The sequence below is a fragment of the Streptomyces subrutilus genome (assembly GCF_008704535.1).
Taxonomy (GTDB): domain Bacteria; phylum Actinomycetota; class Actinomycetes; order Streptomycetales; family Streptomycetaceae; genus Streptomyces; species Streptomyces subrutilus.
This window is the reverse complement of sequence record NZ_CP023701.1, coordinates 6,869,175-6,892,360: the sequence shown is the minus strand read 5'-3', so window position 1 is coordinate 6,892,360 and position 23,186 is coordinate 6,869,175. Positions and strand designations below refer to the sequence as shown.

20 protein-coding genes are annotated in these 23,186 nt (G+C 73.7%); 7 read left to right on the top strand and 13 right to left on the bottom strand.

The features are described from left to right. Nucleotides 1-56 precede the first annotated feature (56 nt). Entirely contained in the window at nt 57-1,250 is a 1,194-nt protein-coding gene (locus CP968_RS30725; RefSeq protein WP_150521083.1) for an LLM class flavin-dependent oxidoreductase, read from the bottom strand. A gap of 719 nt (nt 1,251-1,969) precedes the next feature. On the opposite strand from CP968_RS30725, the gene CP968_RS30720 reads away from it, so the two are divergent. Together CP968_RS30720 and CP968_RS30715 are read left to right on the top strand one after the other, a co-directional pair. Continuing rightward, on the top strand, nt 1,970-3,028 hold the full coding sequence (locus CP968_RS30720) for an amino acid ABC transporter permease (RefSeq protein WP_150521082.1): 1,059 nt from the start codon (nt 1,970-1,972) through the stop codon (nt 3,026-3,028). Between the two features lie 96 nt (nt 3,029-3,124). Then, nucleotides 3,125-3,691, top strand: a complete 567-nt coding sequence (locus CP968_RS30715; protein WP_150521081.1) for a DJ-1/PfpI family protein — start codon at nt 3,125-3,127, stop codon at nt 3,689-3,691. A gap of 69 nt (nt 3,692-3,760) precedes the next feature. Here CP968_RS30715 and CP968_RS30710 read toward each other — a convergent pair whose 3' ends face one another. Both CP968_RS30710 and CP968_RS30705 read right to left on the bottom strand, forming a co-directional pair. After that, nucleotides 3,761-4,423, bottom strand: a complete 663-nt coding sequence (locus tag CP968_RS30710) for an NADPH-dependent F420 reductase (RefSeq protein WP_150521080.1) — start codon at nt 4,421-4,423, stop codon at nt 3,761-3,763. Nucleotides 4,424-4,705: 282 nt separating this feature from the next. Then, the gene (locus CP968_RS30705; protein ID WP_150521079.1) at nt 4,706-6,067 is read right to left on the bottom strand and encodes an FAD-dependent oxidoreductase; all 1,362 of its coding nucleotides are present in this window, start codon (nt 6,065-6,067) and stop codon (nt 4,706-4,708) included. A gap of 259 nt (nt 6,068-6,326) precedes the next feature. On the opposite strand from CP968_RS30705, the gene CP968_RS30700 reads away from it, so the two are divergent. The 3 genes from CP968_RS30700 to CP968_RS30690 all read left to right on the top strand — a co-directional run bounded on the left by CP968_RS30700 (nt 6,327) and on the right by CP968_RS30690 (nt 8,181). After that, nucleotides 6,327-6,518, top strand: a complete 192-nt coding sequence (locus CP968_RS30700) for a DUF5302 domain-containing protein (protein WP_150521078.1) — start codon at nt 6,327-6,329, stop codon at nt 6,516-6,518. A 170-nt stretch (nt 6,519-6,688) separates the two neighbouring features. Continuing rightward, on the top strand, nt 6,689-7,102 hold the full coding sequence (locus CP968_RS30695) for a rodlin (RefSeq protein ID WP_150521077.1): 414 nt from the start codon (nt 6,689-6,691) through the stop codon (nt 7,100-7,102). A 167-nt stretch (nt 7,103-7,269) separates the two neighbouring features. After that, the gene (locus CP968_RS30690) at nt 7,270-8,181 is read left to right on the top strand and encodes a glycoside hydrolase family 19 protein (RefSeq protein ID WP_373304121.1); all 912 of its coding nucleotides are present in this window, start codon (nt 7,270-7,272) and stop codon (nt 8,179-8,181) included. Nucleotides 8,182-8,250: 69 nt separating this feature from the next. Here the strand turns inward: CP968_RS30690 and CP968_RS30685 are convergent, their stop codons facing one another. The 10 genes from CP968_RS30685 to CP968_RS30640 form a co-directional block, all read right to left on the bottom strand. Next, complete coding sequence (locus CP968_RS30685; RefSeq protein WP_189829009.1) at nt 8,251-11,049, bottom strand: helix-turn-helix transcriptional regulator; 2,799 nt, start codon at nt 11,047-11,049, stop codon at nt 8,251-8,253. Between the two features lie 236 nt (nt 11,050-11,285). Next, entirely contained in the window at nt 11,286-13,085 is a 1,800-nt protein-coding gene (locus tag CP968_RS30680) for a S8 family peptidase (RefSeq protein WP_150521076.1), read from the bottom strand. Nucleotides 13,086-13,426: 341 nt separating this feature from the next. Next, nucleotides 13,427-14,161: a DUF1838 family protein gene (locus CP968_RS30675; RefSeq protein ID WP_150521075.1), complete on the bottom strand. Its 735-nt coding sequence runs from the start codon at nt 14,159-14,161 to the stop codon at nt 13,427-13,429. 564 nt (nt 14,162-14,725) lie between these two features. Next, nucleotides 14,726-15,457 carry a DUF7873 family protein gene (locus tag CP968_RS30670; RefSeq protein ID WP_150521074.1) on the bottom strand — a complete coding sequence of 244 codons (732 nt, stop codon included), beginning with the start codon at nt 15,455-15,457 and terminating at the stop codon, nt 14,726-14,728. A gap of 89 nt (nt 15,458-15,546) precedes the next feature. Beyond that, the gene (locus CP968_RS30665; protein WP_150521073.1) at nt 15,547-16,800 is read right to left on the bottom strand and encodes a cytochrome P450 family protein; all 1,254 of its coding nucleotides are present in this window, start codon (nt 16,798-16,800) and stop codon (nt 15,547-15,549) included. Continuing rightward, complete coding sequence (locus tag CP968_RS30660; RefSeq protein WP_150521072.1) at nt 16,797-18,035, bottom strand: cytochrome P450; 1,239 nt, start codon at nt 18,033-18,035, stop codon at nt 16,797-16,799. Before CP968_RS30660 ends, CP968_RS30665 begins: the two co-directional genes overlap by 4 nt. Further along, the gene (locus tag CP968_RS30655) at nt 18,032-18,658 is read right to left on the bottom strand and encodes a GTP-binding protein (RefSeq protein ID WP_150521071.1); all 627 of its coding nucleotides are present in this window, start codon (nt 18,656-18,658) and stop codon (nt 18,032-18,034) included. The genes CP968_RS30660 and CP968_RS30655 overlap by 4 nt, the downstream gene beginning before the upstream one ends. Next, nucleotides 18,639-18,998: a DUF742 domain-containing protein gene (locus CP968_RS30650; RefSeq protein ID WP_150521070.1), complete on the bottom strand. Its 360-nt coding sequence runs from the start codon at nt 18,996-18,998 to the stop codon at nt 18,639-18,641. Before CP968_RS30650 ends, CP968_RS30655 begins: the two co-directional genes overlap by 20 nt. Continuing rightward, nucleotides 18,995-19,396 (bottom strand): roadblock/LC7 domain-containing protein, encoded by a 402-nt coding sequence (locus CP968_RS30645; protein ID WP_150521069.1) that lies wholly within the window; start codon nt 19,394-19,396, stop codon nt 18,995-18,997. Before CP968_RS30645 ends, CP968_RS30650 begins: the two co-directional genes overlap by 4 nt. Further along, nucleotides 19,393-21,024: a sensor histidine kinase gene (locus CP968_RS30640; protein WP_229886517.1), complete on the bottom strand. Its 1,632-nt coding sequence runs from the start codon at nt 21,022-21,024 to the stop codon at nt 19,393-19,395. Before CP968_RS30640 ends, CP968_RS30645 begins: the two co-directional genes overlap by 4 nt. Nucleotides 21,025-21,373: 349 nt before the next feature. On the opposite strand from CP968_RS30640, the gene CP968_RS30635 reads away from it, so the two are divergent. Further along, nucleotides 21,374-22,315: an ATP-grasp domain-containing protein gene (locus CP968_RS30635; protein WP_150521068.1), complete on the top strand. Its 942-nt coding sequence runs from the start codon at nt 21,374-21,376 to the stop codon at nt 22,313-22,315. Continuing rightward, the gene (locus CP968_RS30630) at nt 22,312-23,184 is read left to right on the top strand and encodes an ATP-grasp domain-containing protein (RefSeq protein WP_150521067.1); all 873 of its coding nucleotides are present in this window, start codon (nt 22,312-22,314) and stop codon (nt 23,182-23,184) included. Before CP968_RS30635 ends, CP968_RS30630 begins: the two co-directional genes overlap by 4 nt. Nucleotides 23,185-23,186 lie beyond the last annotated feature (2 nt).

Here is a 23,186-nt window from a genome sequence, read left to right as displayed (position 1 = left end):
TTTCGGTGGCGGAGCGGGGCGTGGCCGGGCGGTGCGGAGGGGGCGGGTCGGCGGGGTCAGCCGCGGACCGCGGCGAGCGGCTGCTGCGCGAGGTGCGCGGCGCGGGCGGCCCCGCTGCCGGTCGCGCGGTCGGCCGCGGTGGCGGCCGCACGGGCGGCGTCGCGCTTGGCGACCTCCTCCCGGACGAGCGGGATCACGTGCCGCCCGAAGTCGACGGCGTCGCCGAGCAGGTCGTAGCCGCGGGCCGACAGGATGTCCACGCCGAGGTCGTAGTAGTCCAGCAGGGCCTGGGCCACCGTTTCGGGCGTGCCGACCAGCGCGTTGGAGTTGCCCGCGCCGCCCGTGGCGGCAGCGGTCGGGGTCCACAGCGCCCGGTCGTACCGCTCCCCCGCCTCGGCGATGGCGAGCAGCCGCTGCGAGCCGGTGTTCTCGGGGGCGGCGGCCACCGTGACCCCGCTCTCGTGGCGGCGGGCGCCGGCCGAACCGCGCCGCGCCCTGATGGCGCCGACGGTCCGGTGTGCCTTCTCCCAGGCCAGCTCCTCGGTCGGGGCGATGATGGGACGGAACGCGACCTGGATGCGCGGCACGTCGGTCCGGCCGGCGGCCCGGGCCGCGTCCTTCACGGCCTCGATCTGCTCGGCGGTCCGCTCCAGCGGCTCGCCCCACAGGCAGTAGATGTCGGCCTCGGCGCCGCCGGCCGCGTACGCGGCGGCCGAGGAGCCGCCGAAGGAGACCCCGGGGCGCGGCTGCTGGACGGGCCGGACGTCGCTGACGAAGTCGTGGAAGCGGTAGTACTGGCCCTCGTGGTCGAAGGGCTCGTGGGAGGTCCAGGCCTGCTTGACGATCCGGATGTACTCGCGGGTGCGGGCGTAGCGCTCCTCCTTGGTGAGGATGTCGCCCTCGCGGGCCTGCTCGTGGTCGTTGCCCCCGGTGATGAAGTGGACGGTCAGCCGTCCGTCGCTGATCTGGTCGAGGGTCGCGAACGTCTTGGCGGCGAAGGTGGGGTAGGAGACGTTGGGCCGGTGGGCGAGCAGGATCTGGAGGCGGTCCAGCCGGGCGGCGATGTACGCGGCGGCCGGCGCCGGGTCGGGGGATCCGGAGCCGTAGGCGAACAGGACCCGGTCCCATCCGTAGTCCTCGTGCGCCCGGGCCAGCCGGAGCGTGTAGTCCTTGTCGAAGGCCGCGCCGGAGCGCGGGGTGGTTTCGGAACCGTCGTTGGTGGCGGCGATGCCGAGGAATTCCACGGGCATGGGATGGCCTTTCACGGAGGGGCGGATCGCGTGCGGACACGACGAACACGCCTTGCACACAAGAGAATTGACGTTTCGTCAGACATGGAGCCGAGACGGGGCGGTGCGCGGTGGTGCGGGCGTGACGGCGCGGTGCGCCGGGAGGTTCGGGGGGACGGCAGCGCACGTCCGGGCTCACGGCACCTGGTCCGTACGCGGGGCGGTGCCCGGGGCGGCGGAGGGGTGGTGCGCGAAGAGAGCTCGGCCCACGACGGGGGTCACCGAGGGAGGGAAGGGCCGGTCAGACAGCCCGCTGCCGGGTCAGCCGCAACACGCCGCGGACCACACCCGACCGAAGTCGATGTGGTCGCGCGAAACGAGGCGCTGATGGGCATTCATGCGCCTCATTGAGCCGTACGTGCGGCTTTTCGTCAAGCAACGGCCCGCATGCCGGACGCCGGGGACGTCCCGGCCCGGACGGGTTGACACGGCCGGGCGGTGCGCGCATACGATCGGCGCGGGACGGGCCCGCGCCGTGTTGCGGACGCCCTCCGGCCGCGTTGAGGGACGCGGCGAGCGTGACGACGTGATCCCCGGCGCACCGCGGCCGGGGAGCGCGGGGCCCCGGCCGTCGTGTCGCGACCGCACCGGTGCGGTCGCGACACGACGGCCGCGGGTTTCCCGCGCGAGCCGCCGGGCCGTAGCCCCTGCCCGCGATCCCTCCCCTGGAGAACCCTCCGATGGCCAGCCCTCCCGACGTGTCCGACGCCTCCGACTCCCCCGCGGCCACCGCGCCGGCCCCGCCCGCCCCGCCCGCCCCGCCCGCCCACACCGAACGCCCCGTACCACCGGGCTCCACCGCCGCCGGCGACCCGTCCGGTGCGCAACTGCCGCGCATCGTCCCGCGCCGCCACCTCGGGCGCCTGCTGGCCGCGGCCGGCGCCCTGCTGGTCTTCGCGATGGTGCTGCGGTCGGTGATCCTCAACCAGGCCTTCCAATGGGGGGTGGTGGGCGAGTACTTCACCACCTCGGCCGTGCTCGACGGACTGCTGCTGACCCTGTGGCTGACCGGCGCCGTGATGGTGCTCGGCTTCCTCCTGGGCACGGTCCTGGCGGTGATGCGGCTCTCCGACAACCCGGTCCTGCGCACGCTGAGTTGGGGCTACGTGTGGATCTTCCGGTCCACTCCCCTGCTGGTGCAGCTGCTGTTCTGGTTCAACATCGGCGCGCTGTACCCCACGCTCGGCCTCGGCATCCCCTTCGGCCCCGAGTTCCTCACCGTCAAGACGGTGAACCTGCTCGGCCCGACCCTGACCGCCGTCATCGGCCTGACCCTGCACGAGTCGGCCTACGCGGCCGAGGTGGTGCGCGGCGGCATCCTGTCCGTGGACCCCGGCCAGGTCGAGGCGGCGCAGGCGCTCGGCCTGAGCAGGCGGCGCACCCTGCGCCGGATCATCGTCCCGCAGGCCATGCGGTCGATCGTGCCGACCGCCGGGAACATGCTGATCGGCACCCTGAAGGGCACGAGCATCGTGAGCGTGCTGGCCGTGCACGACCTGCTGTACTCGGTGCAGCTGGTCTACAACCAGACCTACCAGGTCATCCCGCTGCTGATGGTCGCCACCGTCTGGTACATCGCGGTCACCACGGTGCTGAGCGCGGGCCAGTACTACGTCGAGCGGTACTACGCGCGCGGCGCCTCCCGCGCCCTGCCCCCGACCCCGCCGCAGCGGCTGCGCCTGCGCCTGTCCGCCGTCCGCGCCCGGGTGGAGGCGGCGACCGCGCCCGGTGGCCGGTAGGGCGCGGCCGCGGCGCTCCGGAGGGTGTTTGTCCGGGGCGGCGCAGGGGCACGGTAGCGGGGGCCCGAACCGTGCGGAGCCCCACCGGGAGCAGCCATGCCAACGAAGGTCCTCATCGTCACCGGAGACGCGGCGGAGTCGCTGGAGGTCCTGTACCCCTACCAGCGGTTGCGCGAGGAGGGGTACGAGGTCCACATAGCGGCGCCCAGCGTCAAGAGGCTCCGGTTCGTGGTGCACGACTTCGAGGAGGGCTTCGACACGTACACCGAGAAGCCCGGCTACACCTGGCCGGCCGACGTGGCCTTCGCCGACGTCGTGACCGAGGAGTACGACGCCGTCGTCGTCCCGGGCGGCCGGGCTCCGGAGTACCTCCGCAACGACCCCGAGGTCCGCCGGATCCTGGCGGCCTTCGCAGCCGCCGACAAGCCGATCGCGCAGATCTGCCACGGCCCCCTGATCACGGCCGCGGCCGGGGCCCTCGACGGCAGACGGGTCACGGCGTACCCGGCGCTGGAGCCGGACATGAGGGCCGCGGGGGCCTCGTTCGAGGACGCCGAGGCCGTGGTCGACGGCACCCTGGTCTCGGCCCGGGCCTGGCCCGACCACTCCGCCTGGATGCGGGAGTTCCTGACCGTGCTGCGCGCCAAGGCCCCGGTGACCTGACCAGGGTCGGGCCACCGGGGGCGTCGGCTGCCGGGCCGCCCGGGCCCGGCAAGATCCGCAAGAGACGGCCTAGCCGCGGAAGCCCTCCGGGCGGGTCGGGGAGGCGGAGGCGAGGGCCTTCGTCACGCCCTCCACGCCTTCACGGAGCCCGTAGACCGGGGTGTCGGGCTGCTGGCGCCAGGAGTCGTCGAGGCCGCCGGCGTCGACGGTGTCGAAGCCGAGCTCGTCGATCAGGGCGCGGACGGTCCGCTTGGCCGTCTCGTCGTCGCCTGCGACCGGCAGGGCCACCCGGTCGGGGGCGCCGGCCGGGCGCGGCCGCTCCAGGATGTCCTGGGCGTACGTGCCGTTGAAGGCCTTGATCACCGGGTGGCCGAGGTGCTTCTCCGTCCAGCGGCTCTCGGTCAGGCCCTCGTCCTCGACGCCGGCGATCCGGCCGTCGCGCTGCTGCGGGTAGTAGTTGCCGGTGTCGATGACGATGAAGCCCTCGGCGGCGCCGTCGAAGAGGCCTGCGGGCAGGTCGGGGATGTTCTTGAACGGGATGGTGACCACGACGATCTCGGCGCCGCGGGCCGCTTCGGCGACGGGGACCGGGGTGGCGCCGGTCTCCTCCGCGAGGTCGCCCAGGGTCTGGGGACCGCGCGAGTTGGCCACGGACACGTCGTGTCCGAGGGCCGTGAGGCGGCGGGTGAGGTTGCCGCCGATGTTGCCCGCGCCGATGATGCCGATCTTCATGAGCTCTCCAGTGCATGGGACCAGATGTGGCGCTGGTACGAACCCGCCCGGACCCCGGGGCATTCCGCGCTCCCGCCGGCTTCCCCCGGACGGCGGACGGGTTCGGGCCGCGCGCACGGCGCACGGTCGGCCGGGCCACCCCTGCGACCTGCGCGGCGGCCGCGCGGACGGCGGGTTTCGGCCGTACCGGCGGGCACCGGGAGTGGCGGCACCGCGACCCGGTGGGGCCGGGACCCCCGTCGGGTCCCGGCCCCACCGCGTCGTGACGGGCTCGCCCGCCGGTTACGCGCCGCTGGCGTCGAGCATGCCCTCGCGCTCGACGATCTTCACGCGCTCCCGACCCTCGGCCGCTCCGAGCGCCTTCTCGGCAGCGTCCAGCCGGTACCAGCCCTCCCACGTGGTGTAGCGCACGCCGCGCTCCGCCAGGAAGGACTCGACGGCCTCGGGCGCGGGCGCCGCCGGCTCGTGCAGGCGGCCCGCGGCATGGTCGGCGAGCAGGCTGGCGACGGTCTCGTTGGCGTCGCCCTTGGTGTGGCCGATCAGACCGATCGGGCCGCGCCGGATCCAGCCCGTCACGTACGTGGACTGCAGGTGGGCGCCGGCCTCGATCACCCGTCCGGCCTCGTCCGGGACGGTGCCGGACGCGACGTCCCAGGGGAGCTTGGGAAGCTCGTCCGAGAGGTAGCCGACCGCGCGGTAGACGGACTGGACGTCCCAGTCGGTGAACCGGCCCGTGCCCTTGACGTTGCCGGTGCCGTCGAGCTCGGTGCGCTCGGTGCGCAGACCGACGACCTTGCCGTCCTCGCCGAGGATCTCGGTGGGGGACTCGAAGAAGTGCAGGAACAGCTTGTGCCGCCGCTCGCCGATGTCGCGGATCGCCCAGTTCTCCAGGGTCTTGGCGACCATGTCGGCCTGCTTGTTGGCGCGGCGGGTGGCGATCGAGCCGTCGTCGTAGTCGATGTCCTCGGGGTTGACGATGACCTCGATGTTGGGCGAGTGGTCGAGCTCGCGCAGTTCCATCGGGCTGAACTTCGCCTGGGCGGGTCCGCGGCGGCCGAAGACGTGCACCTCCAGCGCCTTGTTGGCCTTGAGCCCCTCGTGGACGTTGGCCGGGATCTCGGTGGGCAGCAGTTCCTCGGCGGTCTTGGCCAGGATGCGGGCGACGTCGAGGGCGACGTTGCCGACGCCGAGCACGGCGACCTTCTCGGCCTCCAGCGGCCAGGTGCGCGGGACGTCCGGGTGGCCGTCGTACCAGGAGACGAAGTCGGCGGCGCCGTGGGAGCCGTCCAGGTCGACGCCCGGGATGGCGAGCTCGCGGTCGGCGGTGGCGCCGGTCGAGAAGACCACGGCGTCGTAGAACGAGCGCAGCTCGTCGAGGGTGATGTCGTTCGGGTAGTCCACGTTGCCGAAGAGGCGGACCTGCGGCTTGTCGAGCACCTGGTGGAGGGCGGTGATGATGCCCTTGATGCGCGGGTGGTCGGGCGCGACGCCGTAGCGGATGAGGCCGAAGGGCGCCGGCATCCGCTCGTAGAGGTCGATGGACACACCGGGCTCGACGGCCGCCTCGGACTTCAGCAGCGCGTCGGCGGCGTAGATCCCGGCGGGGCCGGCACCGACGATGGCTACCCGCAGAGGGCGAGGCATGGCAGGGGTTCCCTTCGAGCGACAGCATGGTGGATCAGGGAAACCCTAAACTAAGGCAATCCTAACCCGGCACCCGGTATCGCTTTATGACCTCATAACCAAAGCTTATGACCTTTCCAAGGCATCCTTGGGTCCGGGTGCCGTCGCGCCGTGGGGCGCCCGGACCCCGTCGACGCGAGTCGCTCCTCACGCGGAACTCGCTGGTCAGGGGGGCCGCCACCTGACAGACTGAAATCGTTTGATCACCCCAGGAGGACACATGGCAGACGAGACAGACACTCCGCAGGACGAATCCCCGGCCGACGAGGCCAAGCGAAAGTTCCGGGAGGCGCTGGAGCGCAACGCCGCGAATGCCCAGTCCCAGCAGGCCCACCAGAGCCGGGCGAAGGTCCAGGGGTCCAGCAGCGGCCCCGGCGGCAAGAACAAGAAGGTCCGCCGCAAGACCGGCTGACCCTCGGACCCGAGGAGCTCAGTCTCGCCGTCGCGGCGGCGGGACCGGGCCACTCCGCCGTTGGGCCACTCGGGTGAGTGGGGATAACCCCGGGCACTGAGAGCAGTTGATCAGCGCGTCCCGCCGAGGGCAGCTATCCCATGCGACAGTGCGACAGAAGGATTCCCCAGATGCTCAAGAAGTTCATGGCCACCGCCGCGGTCACCGCCTCCGTGCTCGGCGCGGGCGCCGCGGCCGCCGCCCCGGCGATGGCGATCGGCAACGACAACGGCGTCAACACTGTCAACGGCAACGGCGCCGCCCAGGTCTTCGGCAACCAGGAGACCGCCGGCGCGATGAGCCCGCAGCTCAGCGCCATCCAGGGCTCCCTGAACAAGCTCTGCGTCGGCCTGCCGGCCAAGGTCAACGCCCAGTCGCTGGTGGCGATCCTCGCCAACGTCGGCGTCCAGGACGTCAACGTGCTGGCCAACCCGCAGAACCAGCAGTGCGCCGAGAACTCGACGCAGGCCAAGGGCGACGAGCCGCTCTCCCACATCCTCAGCAACATCCCCGTCCTCTCGGGCAACCTCTCCGCCGGCAGCTGACCTCCGCCGCTCCCCCGCCCCCGTTCCGGCCCGTCCGGGACGGGGGCGGCGCCGTGTCCGCACTTTACTTCTCCTTGGTCTAGACCTTGACAGGTCCAGACCACATTCGCTTCAGTGGGGGGTGTCGCCGCCCCCACGGCAACTCCCCCCACTGAAGGAGCAGTTACGTGATACGTGCGCTTCGTCGTCGCGCCCTCTCGCTGGCGGCAGCCGCCGCCGTGACCCTCGGCCTCGCCATCGCCCTCCCCGCCTCCCCCGCCGCCGCCGCGCCGGCCTGCGCGGGCGCCTGGGCCACGTCGGCCGTCTACACCAACGGCCAGACGGCCTCGCACGGCGGCCGCAACTGGCAGGCGAAGTGGTGGACCCAGGGCGAGACGCCCGGCTCCACCGGCCAGTGGGGCGTCTGGGCCGACCAGGGCGCCTGCGGGACCGGAGGCGGTGACGGACCCGGCAACAACAACGGATTCGTGGTCACCGAGGCCCAGTTCAACCAGATGTTCCCGAACCGGAACCCCTTCTACACCTACAACGGGCTGGTCGCCGCGCTGTCCGCGTACCCGGGCTTCGCCAACACCGGCGACGACACCGTGAAGCGGCGCGAGGCCGCCGCCTTCCTCGCGAACGTCTCGCACGAGACGGGCGGCCTCTACTACATCGTCGAGCAGAACACCGCCAACTACCCCCACTACTGCGACGCGACCCAGCCGTACGGCTGTCCGGCCGGCCAGGCCGCCTACTACGGCCGCGGGCCGATCCAGCTCAGCTGGAACTTCAACTACAAGGCGGCCGGCGACGCGCTCGGCATCAACCTCCTCGCCAACCCGTACCTGGTCGAGCAGGACCCGGCCGTCGCCATGAAGACGGCGCTCTGGTACTGGAACACCCAGAACGGGCCGGGCACGATGACGGCCCACGCCGCCATGGTCAACGGCGCGGGCTTCGGCGAGACCATCCGGTCGATCAACGGCGCCCTGGAGTGCAACGGCGGGAACCCGGCACAGGTCCAGAGCCGGATCTCGAAGTACCAGAGCTTCACCCAGCTCCTGGGCGTGACGCCGGGCAACAACCTCGGCTGCTGAGGTCGGGCGGTCCGGCGCCCGGGGACGACCGCCCCGGGCGCCGGACCGCCGCCCCGTGCGCGTCCCGCGTCACGCCTGGGCGTCCTGGCCGCTCTGACCGCCCTGGCCTCCGGCGGCCAGGGCGGCCGCGAGCTGGGCCCGCGAGCGGACGTCGAGCTTCTGGTAGATGCGGGTCAGCCGGGCCTCCACCGTCTTGACGCTGAGGAAGAGCTTCGCCGCCGCCTCCTGGTTGCTGGCCCCCCGGCTGACCAGCAGGGCCAGCCGGGCCTCCCCCTCCGTCAGCGCGGCCGCCGCGGGCACCGGGCCGGACTCGCCCGGACCCGGTTCCCGGGCGAGTTCGACCCAGGGCGCGGCGCCGGCCAGGGTGAAGACCTCGGCCGCGGCGACCAGCGCGGCGCGTGCGGGGGCCCGGCGCCGGCGGCGTCGTTCCACGCGGGCCAGGGCCAGCAGCGTACGGCCGCGCTCCAACGGCAGCCCGAGGGAGGCGAACCGCCCGGCCGTGGCCTCCAAGAGGCTGACGGCACCCTCCGCGTCGCCCTGCGCGGACAGGCACAGGCCGCGCGCCCGGTCCAGGGCCGCGACCACGCCGGGGCGGCCGAGGCTGCGGGCGACCGTGCGGACGGTGTCGAGGAGCCGGCCGGCCTCGTCGGGGGCGTCGGCGGCCACCAGGGCCTCGGCCAGCTCGCCGTGCCAGCGCAGCACGGACGGGTCCACCACCTTCTGGGCGGCCTCCAGTTCGGCGACGCTGCGCAGGGTGGCCACGGCCTTCGTCGCCTCGCCCGTGGCCAGCTCGACGAGGCCCAGGGCGTGCAGGCTGCGGGAGAGGAAGACCTTGTCGTGCTCCTCCCGCGAGGCCTGGATGCCGCGCCGGGCGTACCCGGCTGCGCGGGCGAAGCTGCCGCCCATGGCCTCCGCCATGGCGGCGACGTACCAGGCGGGGCCCGGCGAGAGTCCGGCCTCGATGGTCAGCTCCAGGGCCCGGCGGGCGCGGGCGGAGGCGGCCTCGCAGCGGCCGCTGCGCAGTTCGACCTCGGTGAGGCTGCGCAGCACCTCGAAGACGTCCTCGGCGGAGCCGGTGCGCTGGACGGCGGGCAGCAGGACCATCAGCTGGCGGCGGGCGTCGTCGAGCCGGTCGTCGAAGAGGGCGTGGCGCACGGCGAGGTACTGGGGTGCGTTGCGCATGCCGAGCGGTACCTCGGGGGCGGGGAGGGCGAGGGCCTCGGCGAGGATGGCCTCCGCTCCCGGATCGCCGAGGATGCGGCCCATCCGGGCCCGTACGGTCAGGGCCATCGCCTCGGCCACCTGGTCCCCGCCGAGCGCGGCGAGCGCGCCCGCCTCGGCCGCGGCGTCGCGCGAGCGGACCGGGTCGCCGTCGCTGAGGTTGAGCTTCCAGGCGATCCGCAGCTGGACCGCGGCCCGGAGCGAGGGGTCGCCGGCGGCCTCGGCCATGGCGTGGGCGAAGGTCTCCTCCAGGGTGCCGAGGGCCTGGCCGGCCGCGTCGATCACGGCGAGGCGGGCCCGCACCCGGTCCGCGGGCGAGGCGTCGCGGGCCAGGACGGCGCGGGTGGCGCGGCGGGCGAGGTCGGCGCGCCCGGCCCAGCCGGCGTCCTCGGCGGCGGAGACGAGCCGGGCCAGTTCCTCGGCGGGCCGGTCGGCGGGGGTGCGTTCGGCGGCGAGCAGGCCGAGTTCGGCGGCCAGGGCCCGTTGTCCGCGCCGCCGGCAGGCCGCGGCGGCCTCGGTGATCTCGGCGGCGAGCCGGTCGTCGGGGCTGTCCACGGCGAGGGCGCGGTGGCGTACGGCCTGGACGGGGTCGTCGACGGCGGCGGCCAGGGCGGCGTGGCCGGCGGAGCGCTCGGGCCAGCCGGTGTCGGCGGCCAGGGCGGTGGGCAGGGCGCCGGCGGTGAACTCGACGGTGCCGTCCTCGCCCACCCGTACCAGTGCGGCCCGTTCCGCCTCGGCGAGTTCGGCCTCGGCGTCGGGGCGCCCGGCGCGGCGCAGCAGGGCGGTGGTGGGCCGGGTCGCGAGGGCGGCCAGGAGGAGGGTGCGGCGGGCCTGCACGGAGGCTTCGGCGAGGAGCCGCCGGGCCACTTCGCGGGCGTGGCCGGTGACGGGGAGGGCGTCGGCGTGGTGGGCGCTGGTGTCGCGGGCGCCGGCGGCTTCGGCGAGGGAGTGGCCGAGGGCGAGGGCGAGCCGTGGGTTGCCGCCACTGGCCTGGTGGATGCGGCCGGCGAGGCGGGCGGGGAGGCCGTGGCGCAGGAGCAGTTCGGCGACTTCGTCGGCGCCGAGCGGGGGGACCCGGACGGCTGGGGTGCCGGGGCCGCAGAGGGTCTCGCCGGCGGGGACGCCGCCGCGGACGCATTCGACGGCGAGGGCGCGGACACCGGCCGGGGTGAGGCGCAGGGCGAAGCGGAGCAGGTCGGTGCTCTCGGCGTCGAGCCACTGGGCGTTGTCGACGACGAGCAGGACCGGTGCGCGGGCGGCGAGTTCGCGCAGCACCTCGACGACGGCGAGGCGCAGTGCGACGTGGTCGCGGCCGGTGCGGGGGGCGTCCTTCTCGCGGCGCAGCAGGGCGATGGCGGTGCGCTGCGGCCCGGACAGCCGGTCCAGGGCGGCGGGGGGTACGGAGGCCAGCAGCGCGGCGGCGGAGGCCTCGGGTATCCACCGGTCGGCGGCCTCGGGGGCGAGGCGCAGCACCGTTTCGCCGCGTGCCTCGGCGGCGGCCGCGACGGCTCCGGCCACTTCCGTCTTGCCCGCTCCGGCGGGTCCGGTGAGCAGCGCCCGGCCGTGCGTGGTCAGCGCGCGGTCGATGTCCCTGATCAGTTCACCGTGTCCGACACTCGTGTCGGCGTGCCCCGTCCCGGCGCCCACGCACAGCCACCAGCCCTTCGTTCCCCAGCTCCTGTGCCTTCTCTGTGAGAGGCGACAATACGAGGTCGGATGGCGGACGGACACGGATTGTGACGCAGAAATCAGTCGGTGGCCGGTAATGGCCGCCGGACCTGCCGATACGGGGCGTATCGGCAGGTCCGGCGGGTGGTGTTGGTCCGTACTATCCCGCCGTCGGGGCGGGTTGGGGAGCCCGGCCCGGTGGTCGGGGCGGTGCGTCAGAAGGTGAGGTTCCAGGTGTCGATCCTGCCGGTGTCGCCGCCGGCGTTGTCGTTGACGCGGAGCTTCCAGGTGCCGTTGGCGGCCTCGGAGGAGGCGTTGACGGTGTAGGTCTGGTTGATGTTGTCGGTGCCGCCGCCGGTGCGGTTGTGGAGGGGGTAGAGGGTGCCGTCGGGGGCGACCAGGTCGACCTTGAGGTCGCCGATGTAGGTGTGGGCGATGCTCACGCCGACCTTGAGGGCGGCGGGGGCGTTGCCGGTGACGCCGGTGACGGTGATCGGGCTCTCCACCGTCGCGTTGTCGGCGATCGCGACGTCGGTGCCGTTCTCGAAGGCGGGAGTGGAGGGGCCGGAGGTCACGGCGGCCACGGTCGCGGCCGCGTCGGCGAGGCCGGTTCCGCAGCCGCCGGTGCAGGTGCCGGCCAGCGGGCGGGCGTTGGCCTTGATCGCGGCCTCGACCTGGGCCGGGGTCAGCGCGGGCTTGGCGGCCACCAGGAGCGCGGCGAGGCCGGCGATGTGCGGGGCGGCCATGCTGGTGCCCTGGTAGGGCTTGTAGATCTCGGCGCCGGGGGTGGTGGTGCCGCCGTTGAGGGTGGAGAGGATGCCGTTCTCGGGGGTGGTGACGGTGCCGGGGGTGTCGGTGGCGCGGCGGGTCTCGCCGCCCGGGGCGGCCACGTCGATGATCGAGCCGAAGTTCGAGTAGAAGGAGCGGTCGCCGGTGCGGTTGGTGGCGGCCACGTTGATCACGTTGTTGCAGCTGGCGGGCGAGAAGCCGGCCGCGTCGGCGTTGCTGTTGCCTGCGGCGACCACGACGGTGGTGCCGCGGGCGACGGCCGCGTTGATGGCGTTCTGGTAGCTGGTGCCGCAGGCGCCCGAGCCGCCGAGGCTCATGTTGATGACCTTGGCCGGGGTGGCGTTGGCCGGGACGCCGGGGACGGAGCCGCCGGAGGCCCAGGTGATGGCGTCGACGATGTCCGAGGTGGCGCCGCCGCACTTGCCGAGCACGCGCACGGGCTGGATCTTGGCGTTGTAGGCGATGCCCGCGACGCCCTTGGCGTTGTTGGCGGCGGCGGCGATGGTGCCCGCGACGTGGGTGCCGTGCCAGGAGGAGTCACTGGCCTTGGAGCCGACGCCGCATTCGCCGGCCGCGCTCCAGTCGCCCTGGTCGGCGGGGTTGTTGTCGCGGCCGTTGTTGTCGCGGGCCGCGGCGGAGCCGGTGATGAAGTCGTAGCCGGCGACCAGGTTCGCGGCGACGTCCGAGTGGGCCACGTAGCCGGTGTCGATCACGGCGACGGTCACGCCGGAGCCGGTGGTCTTGTCCCAGGCGGCCGGGACGTTCATGCCGGCGGTGGGCTCGAAGAGGTCCCACTGCTTGGCGTACTCGGTGTCGTTCGGGGTGGCCAGGGCGTAGGCGCGGGAGTCGGGCTCGACGTAGGCGACGTCCGGGTCGGCGCGGAACTGGGCCATCACGTCGGCGGCGTCGGCGGGTGCGGTGGAGCCGAGGTTCACGAGGGCGGCCCCGGTGCCCAGGCGGCGGTCGAACTTCGCCTTCTTGCCGGCCTTCCTGCCCTTGGCCGCGGCGTCGTCGGCGGCGGCGGTGTTGGAACTGGCTTCGCTGGCGGAGGACTTGTATCCGACGATGAGGTTCTCGACGGGCGCGGTGGCCGCGGAGCCGGCGGGAGCCGGGGCGTCCGCGGCGACGGACACCGAAGCGGTGGCGGTGCCGGCGAGCAGGGTGACGGATATCGCCACCACGGATATGAGCCTGCGTCTCGTTGCGTGCACGGTGTTCCCTTTCACGGGCCGTTTCCGGGCAGGCCGGAGCGGCCGGTCGGTGCAGTGGGGGAGGTGATCGGCGGCCGCGGGGCCGGGGCGGGCTGGTCAGGCCCTCCCCGGCCGCCACCGCGCGCCACGTCGCTCCGGTCCCGTCGACGGGGGCGGGGCGACGCTGGTGCCGGCGATCCCCCGGGCGCTGTGGCCTCGCGCCATGTGGGGTTGGCGCGCCGCCGTCCGGCCCGGGGAAGATCGCCGGTGGGCAGACAGTAGGCAACGCGGGGATGAACTGGATACGGGGAAAACCCTTGTCGGGCCCCTCGGGGCCGCGCGGCGGGCGTCGGTCGGGGCCGTCCGGCGGGCGTCGGTCAGGGCCGCGCGAGCCGGCGGAAGTAGGTCCAACTGGTCTCGTTGGGCTCCGTCCACTCCTCGGGCGCGTGGGCGTACCGGGGGTGGGTGGCGGCGATGCGGGCGCGGGTCCGCCCGGGCACCTCGTCGTACGAGGCGAGCTTGCGGCCCCGGCAGTGGAAGGCGAGGCCGCCGGGGCGGCCGCCCTGCTCCATCCACGGGAGGAACGGGGACATGCGCATCCAGGACATGGTCGCGGGGACGCTCACCGCGTCGGTGTCGAGGACGTCCGCGGGGGCGAAGAACTGGAAGAGCTCCAGCGCGCGGTAGGTGTCGTCGGCCGAGTTCGCCGGGAACTGCGCGACGGGCAGCGGCGAGGGGTAGGCGAGCGGGATCTCCAGGCTGAAGCAGACCTGGTCGCCGAGCACGGTCATCGGGACCGGGAAGGGGCGCAGCCGCTGGTTGGCCGGGTCGTTCCAGACGTGCACCACGGGCTTGTCCTGCCAGGTGTCCAGGATCTCCCGGCTGAGGGGGTCCAGGTAGAAGGCGGCCTCCCGGGTCAGCAGTCGGTGGCCGCCGGTCTCCTCGTCGGGGGTGAGGCGGGCGGCGTTGAGCCCTTCGAAGCCGAACAGGCGCTGGTAGGGCTCGCCGGGGGCCCAGGAGTAGACGTCTCCGGTCCACCAGAAGAAGACCTCGGCGCCGTCGAGCGAGGCACGGGTGCGGACGAAGGCTTGCAGCAGTTCGGCGGGTGTCATACGGGGTACTCTGCGCGGTCGCGCCGGGCGGCGGCAAGCGGCCGCGCGGACGACCGGCGGGCCCCGACGGCGCGTTCCGGACGAGGCCGCCTCCGCGGGCGGGCCGGGTCTTCGTGTCGGTACCGGTGCGGCGGCGCGGGTCGCGCCGGGCGGTGGCCTTCGGCCGGGCCCGGGACGTGACGGAGCCCGGGAGCATGTCCAGCTCCCGGGCTCCTGTGTGCCACCCATGGGGCACACCGGCGGCGTTTAAGGCCGTGGATCATTCTGAGACCGACGTGTTCTGCCTTTGAACTACCGCGCCACGAGGAGAGGCGCAGGAGGGACTTGAACCCCCATCCGTCGATGACCGTCCACGCCCGGTCGATCCGGTGTTCGGCGGCGAATACTGAGACTGGAGCGAGAATCTGAGATTGACGGGGCCGCCTCTACCGGGCTTGGGCCACCCCGGCACGTGGTGCCGGGAGAGGGATTCGAACCCCCAACTGTCACCCCTGTTCAGCTTCGACTTTCAGTTTCAGCTTGCGCTCTCGCGCACCCCCTGCGCCGCAGGGGGCGATCTGGGGGCTACCGGAACAGGTAGCCGAACACCGCGTCGCCGACCCGCTGGTCGGTGACCTCGGTGCCGTTGGCCTCCTCGCGGGCGAACTTCACGGCCTGCTGGAGCTTCTCCACCCGGTCCAGGAGCTCGTTGACGCGGCGGGCCGGGAGGGCGCCGGAGAACTTCACGGTCGTCCAGTAGCCGACCGGGACGTCCTCGTAGTAGACCTCGACCTGCGCCGGGTGCTTCTCGGTGGCCTCGGCCTTGACGTGGTTGCGCGGGACCTTCCTGGTCCGGATCGTGCGCACCGGGTCCGTCTTCCAGGAGTCGGTGGACGGGTCCAGGTTCCAGGACTCGGCGGCGTCGAGCACCGGCAGCTTCCGGACGAAGGTGTTCAGGTCGGTGAGCTGCTTCTCCAGGAAGAGCAGGTAGGGCACGGGCACCTGCGGGAGCAGCACGGTGCCGTCGACGACGACGTCCGCGGCCGCGGTGCGGTTCGCCCAGTCCTTGGTGGCCGTCACGTCGAACAGCCGGGTCAGCGTGGCCGCCGTGGCCCGCAGCGCGTCCTCCGCCTTGACCTGGACCCGGGTGGATTCGGGCGGCAGTTGCTCACCCTCCTCGTCCTTGGGCTGGTAGGTCCGCGAGATGCCGGCGAGCAGCGCGGGCTTCTGGACGTCGTGGTGAGCCTGGGTCAGCTCTTGGAGGGACTTGGACTTGACGCCCTTTTCCACTGCGATTATCTGATTCAGCTTCGGCACGCGCCCACCGTAGCAGCGGCGTGCGGAGCGGCTCATCCGGTTTTCTCCCGGCCGGGGCGGCGGCCGGCCGGGAGCGGGGTGCGACCGGGTCAGCCGGCCGCGGCGGTCAGCCGGACCGGCAGGTCGAACAGGTCGTTCTGGGTCAGGATCGGCTTGTTGCGGAGCTCGTCGGGGGCGACCGCGAGGGCCAGGTCCGGGAAGCGCGCGTAGAGGGCCGGCAGGGCCACCAGTGCCTCCAGGCGCGACAGGGCGGCGCCGGGGCACACGTGCGGGCCGTGGCCGAAGGAGATGTGCCGGTTGGGGGTGCGGGTGACGTCGAACGCGCCGGCCGTCTCGCCGTGCTGCTCCTCGTCGCGGCCGATGGCGCCGAAGGAGACGACGAGCCCCTCGCCCTTGGGCAGGATCCGGTCGCCGACCTCGACGTCCTCGGCGGCGAAGCGGATCAGGACGTGCGAGGTCGGGGTGGACCAGCGCAGGGTCTCCTCGATCACGTTCTCCCACGGGACCTCGCCCTTGAGGACCAGGGCGCGCTGCTCGGGGTGGGTCTCCAGGGCGACCACGGCGTTGACGATCAGGCTGATGGTGGTCTCGTGGCCGGCCGCGACCATCAGCTGGAGGGTGTTGGTGATCTCCTCCGTGGTGAGGCGGTCCCCGTCCTCGGAGGCGGCGATGAGCGCGCTGGTGAGGTCGTCGCCCGGGTTCTCCCGCTTCGACTCCACGATCCGGGAGAACAGCGCGCCGAGGTCCGCCATCATCTGCGGGACCTCCTCGGGCAGGGTCTGGGTGGAGAAGAACTTCTCGAACAGGGCCTTCAGCCGCGGGTGTTCGGTGGCGTCCACGCCCATCAGCCGGCTGATGACGTTCATCGGCAGCGGGTAGGCGAAGTGCAGCTTGAGGTCGACGCGCTCGCCGGCCGGCAGCGCGGCCAGTGCGTCGAGCATGTCCGCGGTCAGGGCCTCGATGCCCTCGCGCAGCTTCTCCACCCGGCGGACGGTGAGGGCCTGCGCGACCAGGGAGCGCAGTCGGCGGTGCTCCTCGCCGTCGACGGTCAGCATGGAGCGGCCCGGGTTGGCCAGGCCGATCAGCGGCCAGTCCAGGGGGATCTCACCGCGCTGCCAGGCGCCCCACGCGTTGATGTCCTTGACCACTCTGGAGTCGGTCAGGAGTCTTCTCGCCTCCGCGTGGCGCGTGACGGCGTACACGCCCACGCCGCCCGGCAGGACCACGCGGGCGAGCGGACCGGCGGCGCGCAGGGCCGCGCTCTCCGCGTCGAGGTCGGCGACGAAGGGGTCGAGGGTGAGGGCGCCGGCGCCGGGGCCGGAGTGGTCGATCGGGCACGTCATCTGGTCGCTCCAAGGGCCGGTGTCGGGGTGTAGGTGACGGGCAGTTCGTTCAGTCCGCGGAGCCAGGGCGAGGGGCGGCGGGCCAGCGCGGAGGCGGGCACGGCGAGGTCGACGTCGGGCAGCCGGTCGAGGAGGACCTCGATGCCGGTGCGGGCGATGACCTCGGCGACCTCCTGGGCGGGGAACGGACAGCGGTGCTCGCCGTGGCCGAAGGAGAAGAAGGCGTTGTTGCCGCCGGTCAGCGCGCCCGCGTCGGTCCGCACGTGCGGGTCGGCGTTGGCCGCGGCCAGTCCCAGGAGCACGAGGTCGCCGCGGCCGATGCGGCGCCCGCCCAGGTTGGTGTCGCGCGACGCCCAGCGGCCGGCCACGTTCTGGGTGGGGGTGTCCTCCCACAGCACCTCGTTCATGGCCTCGCCGACGCTGTGCCGGCCGCCCGCGAGGGAGGCGGCGAAGCGGTCGTCGGTGAGCATGAGGCGCAGGGAGTTGCCGATCCAGTCGGCCGTGGGCTGGTGGCCGGCGGCCATCATCACCATCAGGTCCTGGGCGACCTCGTCCATGGTGAAGCCGGCGGTGTTGGCGAGCATCCGGGAGGCGACGTCGGGACCGGGGTCGGCCTGCTTGGCGGCGAGCAGGGCGTACATGGACCCGCCCAGGTGGCGCTGGCCGTCCAGGGCGCCCTCACGGCCGTTGATCATGTCGTTCATGGCGGTGACGAGGCCGGGGCCCTGCTCGTCGGAGAAGCCGTAGATGCGGGCGAGGACGCGCAGCGGCAGGAGCATGGCGTACTCGGCGACGATGTCGCACCTGCCCTTGCCGCACAGGACGTCGATCAGCTCGTCGGCGAACCGCTCGGCGTGGCCCTTGAGTTCGAAGGGGTCCACGGATTCGAGGGCGTCGGAGATGACGGCCGCCCGCTCCCGGTGCCGTTCGCCCACCGTGTAGAGGATGGACGGCTGCTTGCGGCCGATCATCGGCAGCAGCGGCCAGTCGGCGGGGATGCGGTCCCACTGGTTCCACAGGTCCGAGTCGCGGGAGAAGAGCACCGGGTCGCTGGTGACCTGGTGCAGTTCCCGGTAGCCGAGGACCAGCCAGGCCGGTACGCCGCCGTCGAGGACGACCGGGGCCACGGCGCCGTGGTCGCGCCGCATCTCGCGGTACAGCTCGATGGGGTCGGTCTGGAACCGGGGGCCGCCGAGGGGGACGGCCAGCGGGTCGTGGGCGGCGGGGCAGGTCACGGGGCGGGCTCCGGGGTCTTCGGCAGGTTGGTCAGAACGGCCGTCTGGAGGTGCTGGACGAGGGAGATCAGCACGTGCTTGCTGGACTCGCGGGAGCGGGCGTCGCAGAACACCAGCGGGACCTCGGCCGGGAGGTCGAGGGCGGCCCGGATCTCGTCCGCGGTGTGGGCGGGACCGCCGAAGTCGTTGCAGGCCACGACGAAGGGCGTGCCGTGGTGTTCGAGCCGGTCGATGGCGTACCAGGAGTCGGCGAGCCGGCGCGTGTCGACGAGGACCACGGCGCCGAGCGTGCCGGAGAAGAGCCGGTCCCACAGGAACCAGAACCGCTCCTGGCCGGGCGCGCCGAACAGGTAGAGCACGTTGCGCGCGTCGAGGGTGATGCGGCCGAAGTCGAAGGCGACCGTGGTGGCCGTCTTCCCGGCGATCCCGTCGGTGTGGTCGACGGCCTCGCCGGCTTTGGTCATGGTCTCTTCGGTGTTCAGCGGTCGGATCTCGCTGACCGAGCGGACCATGGTGGTCTTGCCGACGCCGAAGCCGCCCACGATGACGATCTTCAGACCGTTGTCGGCGGTGCTCTGCAGGGTCTGGCGGGTTTCGCGCTGATCAGAGATTGCGGAGTCCAACGAGCACCTGCTCCAGGATGTCGAGGTCGGGAAGGCGGTACGCCGAACGGGGGTGCCGGGCGCTGATCTTGCCGGTGCCGAGCAGGTCGGCGAGGAGGATGCGCACGATCGACACCGGCAGGCCGAGCTCGGCCGCGATCTCCACGACCGCGGTCGGGTAGCGGCTCATGCGCAGGATGGCCGCGTGCTCGGACTGCATGCCGGCGACCGGGTCGCACTCGGCGACGACCAGGGTGACCAGGTCGAAGGCGTCGGAGTCGGACCGGCTGCGGCCTCCGGTGAGGGTGTAGAGCCGGTCCGGGGAGTCGTCCCGGCCCGGCCTGTTCGTACTCCTGCTCATCCCCGGGGCCGAGCGACGAGGTGCTCGCCGAGCTGCTCGACCAGTTCGGACATGTTGTGGCCGACCAGGCCGGCGTCGGCGTCCTCGGCCGCGACGAGCGCGAGGTGCGCGCCCTCACCGGCCTCGACGATGAAGAGGATGCCGCCGTAGAACTCGGCCATGGCGGAGCGGACTCCGCCGCTCCCGTCGCCGAACTCGATGGACGCGCCGTGCGAGAGGCTCTGGATGCCGGCGGCGATCGCGGCGAGCTGGTCGGCCTGGTCGACGGAGAGCTCCGGGGTGCGGCACAGCTTGAGGCCGTCACGGGAGAGCACGAGGGCGTGCCGGGCGCCGGCGGTGCGTTCCAGGAGCCCTTCCAGGAGCCAGCTGAGCGTCTCGTCGGTGGTGGAGCCGGTCATTCCGTGTTGCCTTCCGGGTGCGGGGAGTTCGTGGTCGGCGCGGGCCGCTCGGGGCTCGTGGCCGGTGCGGCCGGCGCGGAGGCGCCGCGTACGGCCTGGCGGAAGCTGCCGAAGCGGGCGGCCGACCGGGAGGCTCCGGTGGGGGTACCGGATGCCGTACGGGCCGCCGCGCCGGCGGCGTCGGGGCCCTCGGGGTGGGCGGCGGCCAGGGTGCGGCCGCGCCGGCGCTGGGGCAGACCGGTGTCACCGGTCTGCGGGGGCTCGCCGTCGGATGCGGCGCGGGCGGGGGCCCGGCCCTCTCCGGCGCGGTCGGAGTCCAGCGCGCGAGGGGCGGCGAGCGGCTCGGACGGGGTCTCGTGGACCGTCTCGGGCTCCGCCGCCGGGGGCGCCGCGGGCAGCGCGGTCTGGGGGGTGCGGGCGGGGAGCGCGGGGGGCTCGGCGGGCTCGGCCGCGGGTGCGGCGTCGGTCTCGGAGGGGGTGCGGCTGATCAGCTCCTGCGGGAGCATCATCAGCGCGCCCGTGCCACCGCGGGCCGAGGGGCGGAAGGAGACCGTGAGCCCGTGCTTGCGGGCGAGGCGGCCGACGACGGCGAGGCCGAGGCGGGTGCCGGAGAGGCCGGCCAGGTCCAGCGACTCGGCGGTCACGGCCTGTTCGGCACGGCGCAGCTGGACGTCGCTCATGACCAGTCCGCTGTCCTCGACGGTGATGATGATGCCGGCCGGGACCTCCTCCACGTAGACGTGGACCTCCGCGGTGGGCGGGGAGAAGTTGGCGGCGTTGTCGAGCAGTTCGGCCAGGGCGTGCATGATGCCCTCGGCGGCGTGTCCGGCGACGGCGGCGTCGCTGGTGGAGTGCAGCCGGACGCGCTGGTAGCCGCCGATGCGGCCCATCGCGCCGCGCAGGATCGACTCCATGACGATCGGCTTGGCCCAGCGGCGTCCCGAACGGGCCCCGGTGAGCACGGCGATGGAGTCGGCCAGGCGGCCGGCCTGGGCGGTGCGGTGGTCGAGGTGGAGCAGGTCGCCGAGGACGTCCTCGTCGGCGTGGCGGTGCTCCATGTCGCGCAGGTCGGCCAGCATGCCGGTGGCCAGCGCCTGCATGCGGCCGGCCGCGTTGGCGGCGGCGGCCATGGCGGCGGCCCGGCCGGACTCGGCGCGCCGCAGCTCGTTGCCGAGCCGTTCGCGGGAGGCGCTCTGGGCCGCGGTCAGCTGGTCCAGGGCGGTGGCGTGGGCGGCGGTGAGGCCGTCGACCCGCTCGGCGTGGGCGGCGGCCAGGGCCTGCACCTCGGCCGCGTGGGCGGCGGCCAGGCGCTCGCGGTCGCCGTGGTGGGCGGCCGCGTCGCGCGAGGCGTCGGCCGCGAGCCGCGCGATGTACGCGTCGCGGGAGGCCACCTCACCGGTCAGGGTGGAGATCCGGCCGCGCTGGACCCGGGCGGTGCGTGCCGTCCAGGTGACGGCGAAGGCCGCGATGGCGAGGAGGAGCACCCCCGACACGGAGAACCAGGCGAGGGGGACCCGGACGGACGGCGGGGCCGCGGCCACCGCCGCCGTGGAGAGCGCGCCGCCCGCCGCCGCGGTCAGCAGCAGGGCGAGGGCGGAGGGGCGAAGGGGGGAGGGCGACGCCGTCATCAATCAGAGCCTCATACCGGGCGTATATGGAAGAGAGGGTTCCTGTCAGTAACGAGGCCCAACTATAGGAGAGTTATTGATCGTTTTGGACAGCTCTTGGCAACTATCACGTTGCGTAGTGACCGATATCACCTGAGCTGAGACGCTATTTGGCCAATTGCCAGCGCAGCCGGACCGATCGGTCGGGAGCCCGCCGAAGGCCCGGCCACCGGGCCGCCGGACCCGCGCGGTTGCCCCGCGTTCCCCTTCGCACACACGGACCGATCAGCACATTGCGGTTCATGACATCCTGTGACGTCACAACTCGCCGGACGGTATCGGCGGACGTCCGGGGATATGGGGAAGTTCCATGAGGCTCTGCTTCCTGGTGGAGGAGCACTACCGCCACGACGGGATGCCGAACGAGGTGATCGGTCGGCTGACGGCGTGGGGGCACCGGGTGGACGTGGTGCGGCCCGGAGGGTCGCTGCTGCGGATGACCGAGGCGGTGGGGACCGGGGCGCACGACGCCTGGGTGCTCAAGACGGTCTCCGGCGGTCCGGGGCTGACGCTGCTCGAAGCCGCCGCCGCGGCGGGCATGACCACCGTCAACGACGCCCGGTCGATCCGCGGCGTACGGGACAAGGCGCTGGCGGCCGCGCTCGGGCGGCTGCGGGGGCTTCCGCTGCCCGTCACCTACGCGGTGGCCGACCCGGAGCTGCTCCGGGAGATACCGGACGCCGAGTACCCCCTCGTCGTCAAGCCCGCGGACGGCAGTTCGGGGCGGGCCGTGCACCTCGTAGGGTCGCCCGGGCGGCTGGAGGCGCTGCTGCCCGTCCTGGCCGGCGAGGGCATGCTCATCGCCCAGCCGTACGTGCCGAACTCCGGCACCGACATCAAGGTGTACGCGGTCGGCGGGGAGCTGTTCGCCACCGAGCGCTGCTCGCCCCTGCACCCGGACCCCTCCGTACGGGAGCGCCGGGTGCCGCTGTCGGCGGAGGTGGCGGCGATCGCCGCACAGGTGGGGGCGGTGTACGGGCTCGACCTGTACGGGGTCGACGTGCTGCTGGGCCCGGACGGGCCGGTGGTCGTCGACGTGAACGACTTCCCGAGCTTCCGTCAGGTGCCCGACGCGGCCGCCCGGGTGGCCCGGGCGGTGCTCGCACTGGCCGACCGCGGCGCGGCGTCGTCGGCGCCCGGGGTGGTCCCGATGGCGGCTGCCGGGGTGGGCGCGGCGGGCGGGGCGCAGGCGTATCCGCTGCCCGTGTCGATCCCCGCGCAGCTGACCGCCGGGGTGGGCGAGGGCGCGTGAGGATCGGCCTGATCACCCCCGAGCCCGGCCACCCGCTGCTGGCCGCGGCGTCCGCCCTGCTGACGGCCGCCGGACACCACGTGGAGGCGGTCGATCCGCTCGCGGCCGATCCGCCCGGGCCGCGGGACGCGCGGCCCGCCGCGGACGCGTACCTGCTGAAGTCGCGGACCCCGCGCGCCCTGGCCCTCGCCCGCGCCCTGGAGGAGCGGGGGGCGGCCGTGGTCAACTCCGCCGCCGCGACGCGGCGGTGCCAGGACCGCACGGAGATGGCGGAGATCGCGCTGCGGGCCGGGCTGCCCTTCGCGGCCACCCGTACGGTCGGGCCCCTCGGCCCGTGGGCGGCGGGGCGCACCCTGGCCGCTCCGCTCGTCGTCAAGAGCCGTCACAGCCGGCGCGGGGACCTGGTCGCCCTGGTCCACGACACGTCGCAGCTGGCGGAGTTGGCCGGTCGGTGGCCGCAGGAGCCGGTGGTGGTGCAGGATTTCACCGCCAACAGCGGCTGGGACCACAAGCTGTGGGCGATCGGGGACGAGGTCTTCGCGGCCCTGCGCCGCTCCGAGCTCTCCCCCGCCGGCCGCGGCCCGACGCACACGCTCGGCCCCGGCGAACTGCCTCCGGGCTGGGCCGCACTGGTGCGCGCGACGGGTGCGGCCTTCGCGCTCGACGTGTACGGCGTGGACGTCATCGACGCGGGCGACGGCACGCCGCTGATCGTGGACGTGAACGCCTTCCCCGGCATCCGCGGGCAGGGCGGCGCCCCGGAGGCGCTGGCGGCCCTGGCCCTGCGCCGGGCCGCCGAGCGGACCGCGGGAGCGCCCGGGGCCTCGCCGCCGCCGGTGGCCGCCGGACCCGGCCGCGCACCGGCGTAGGC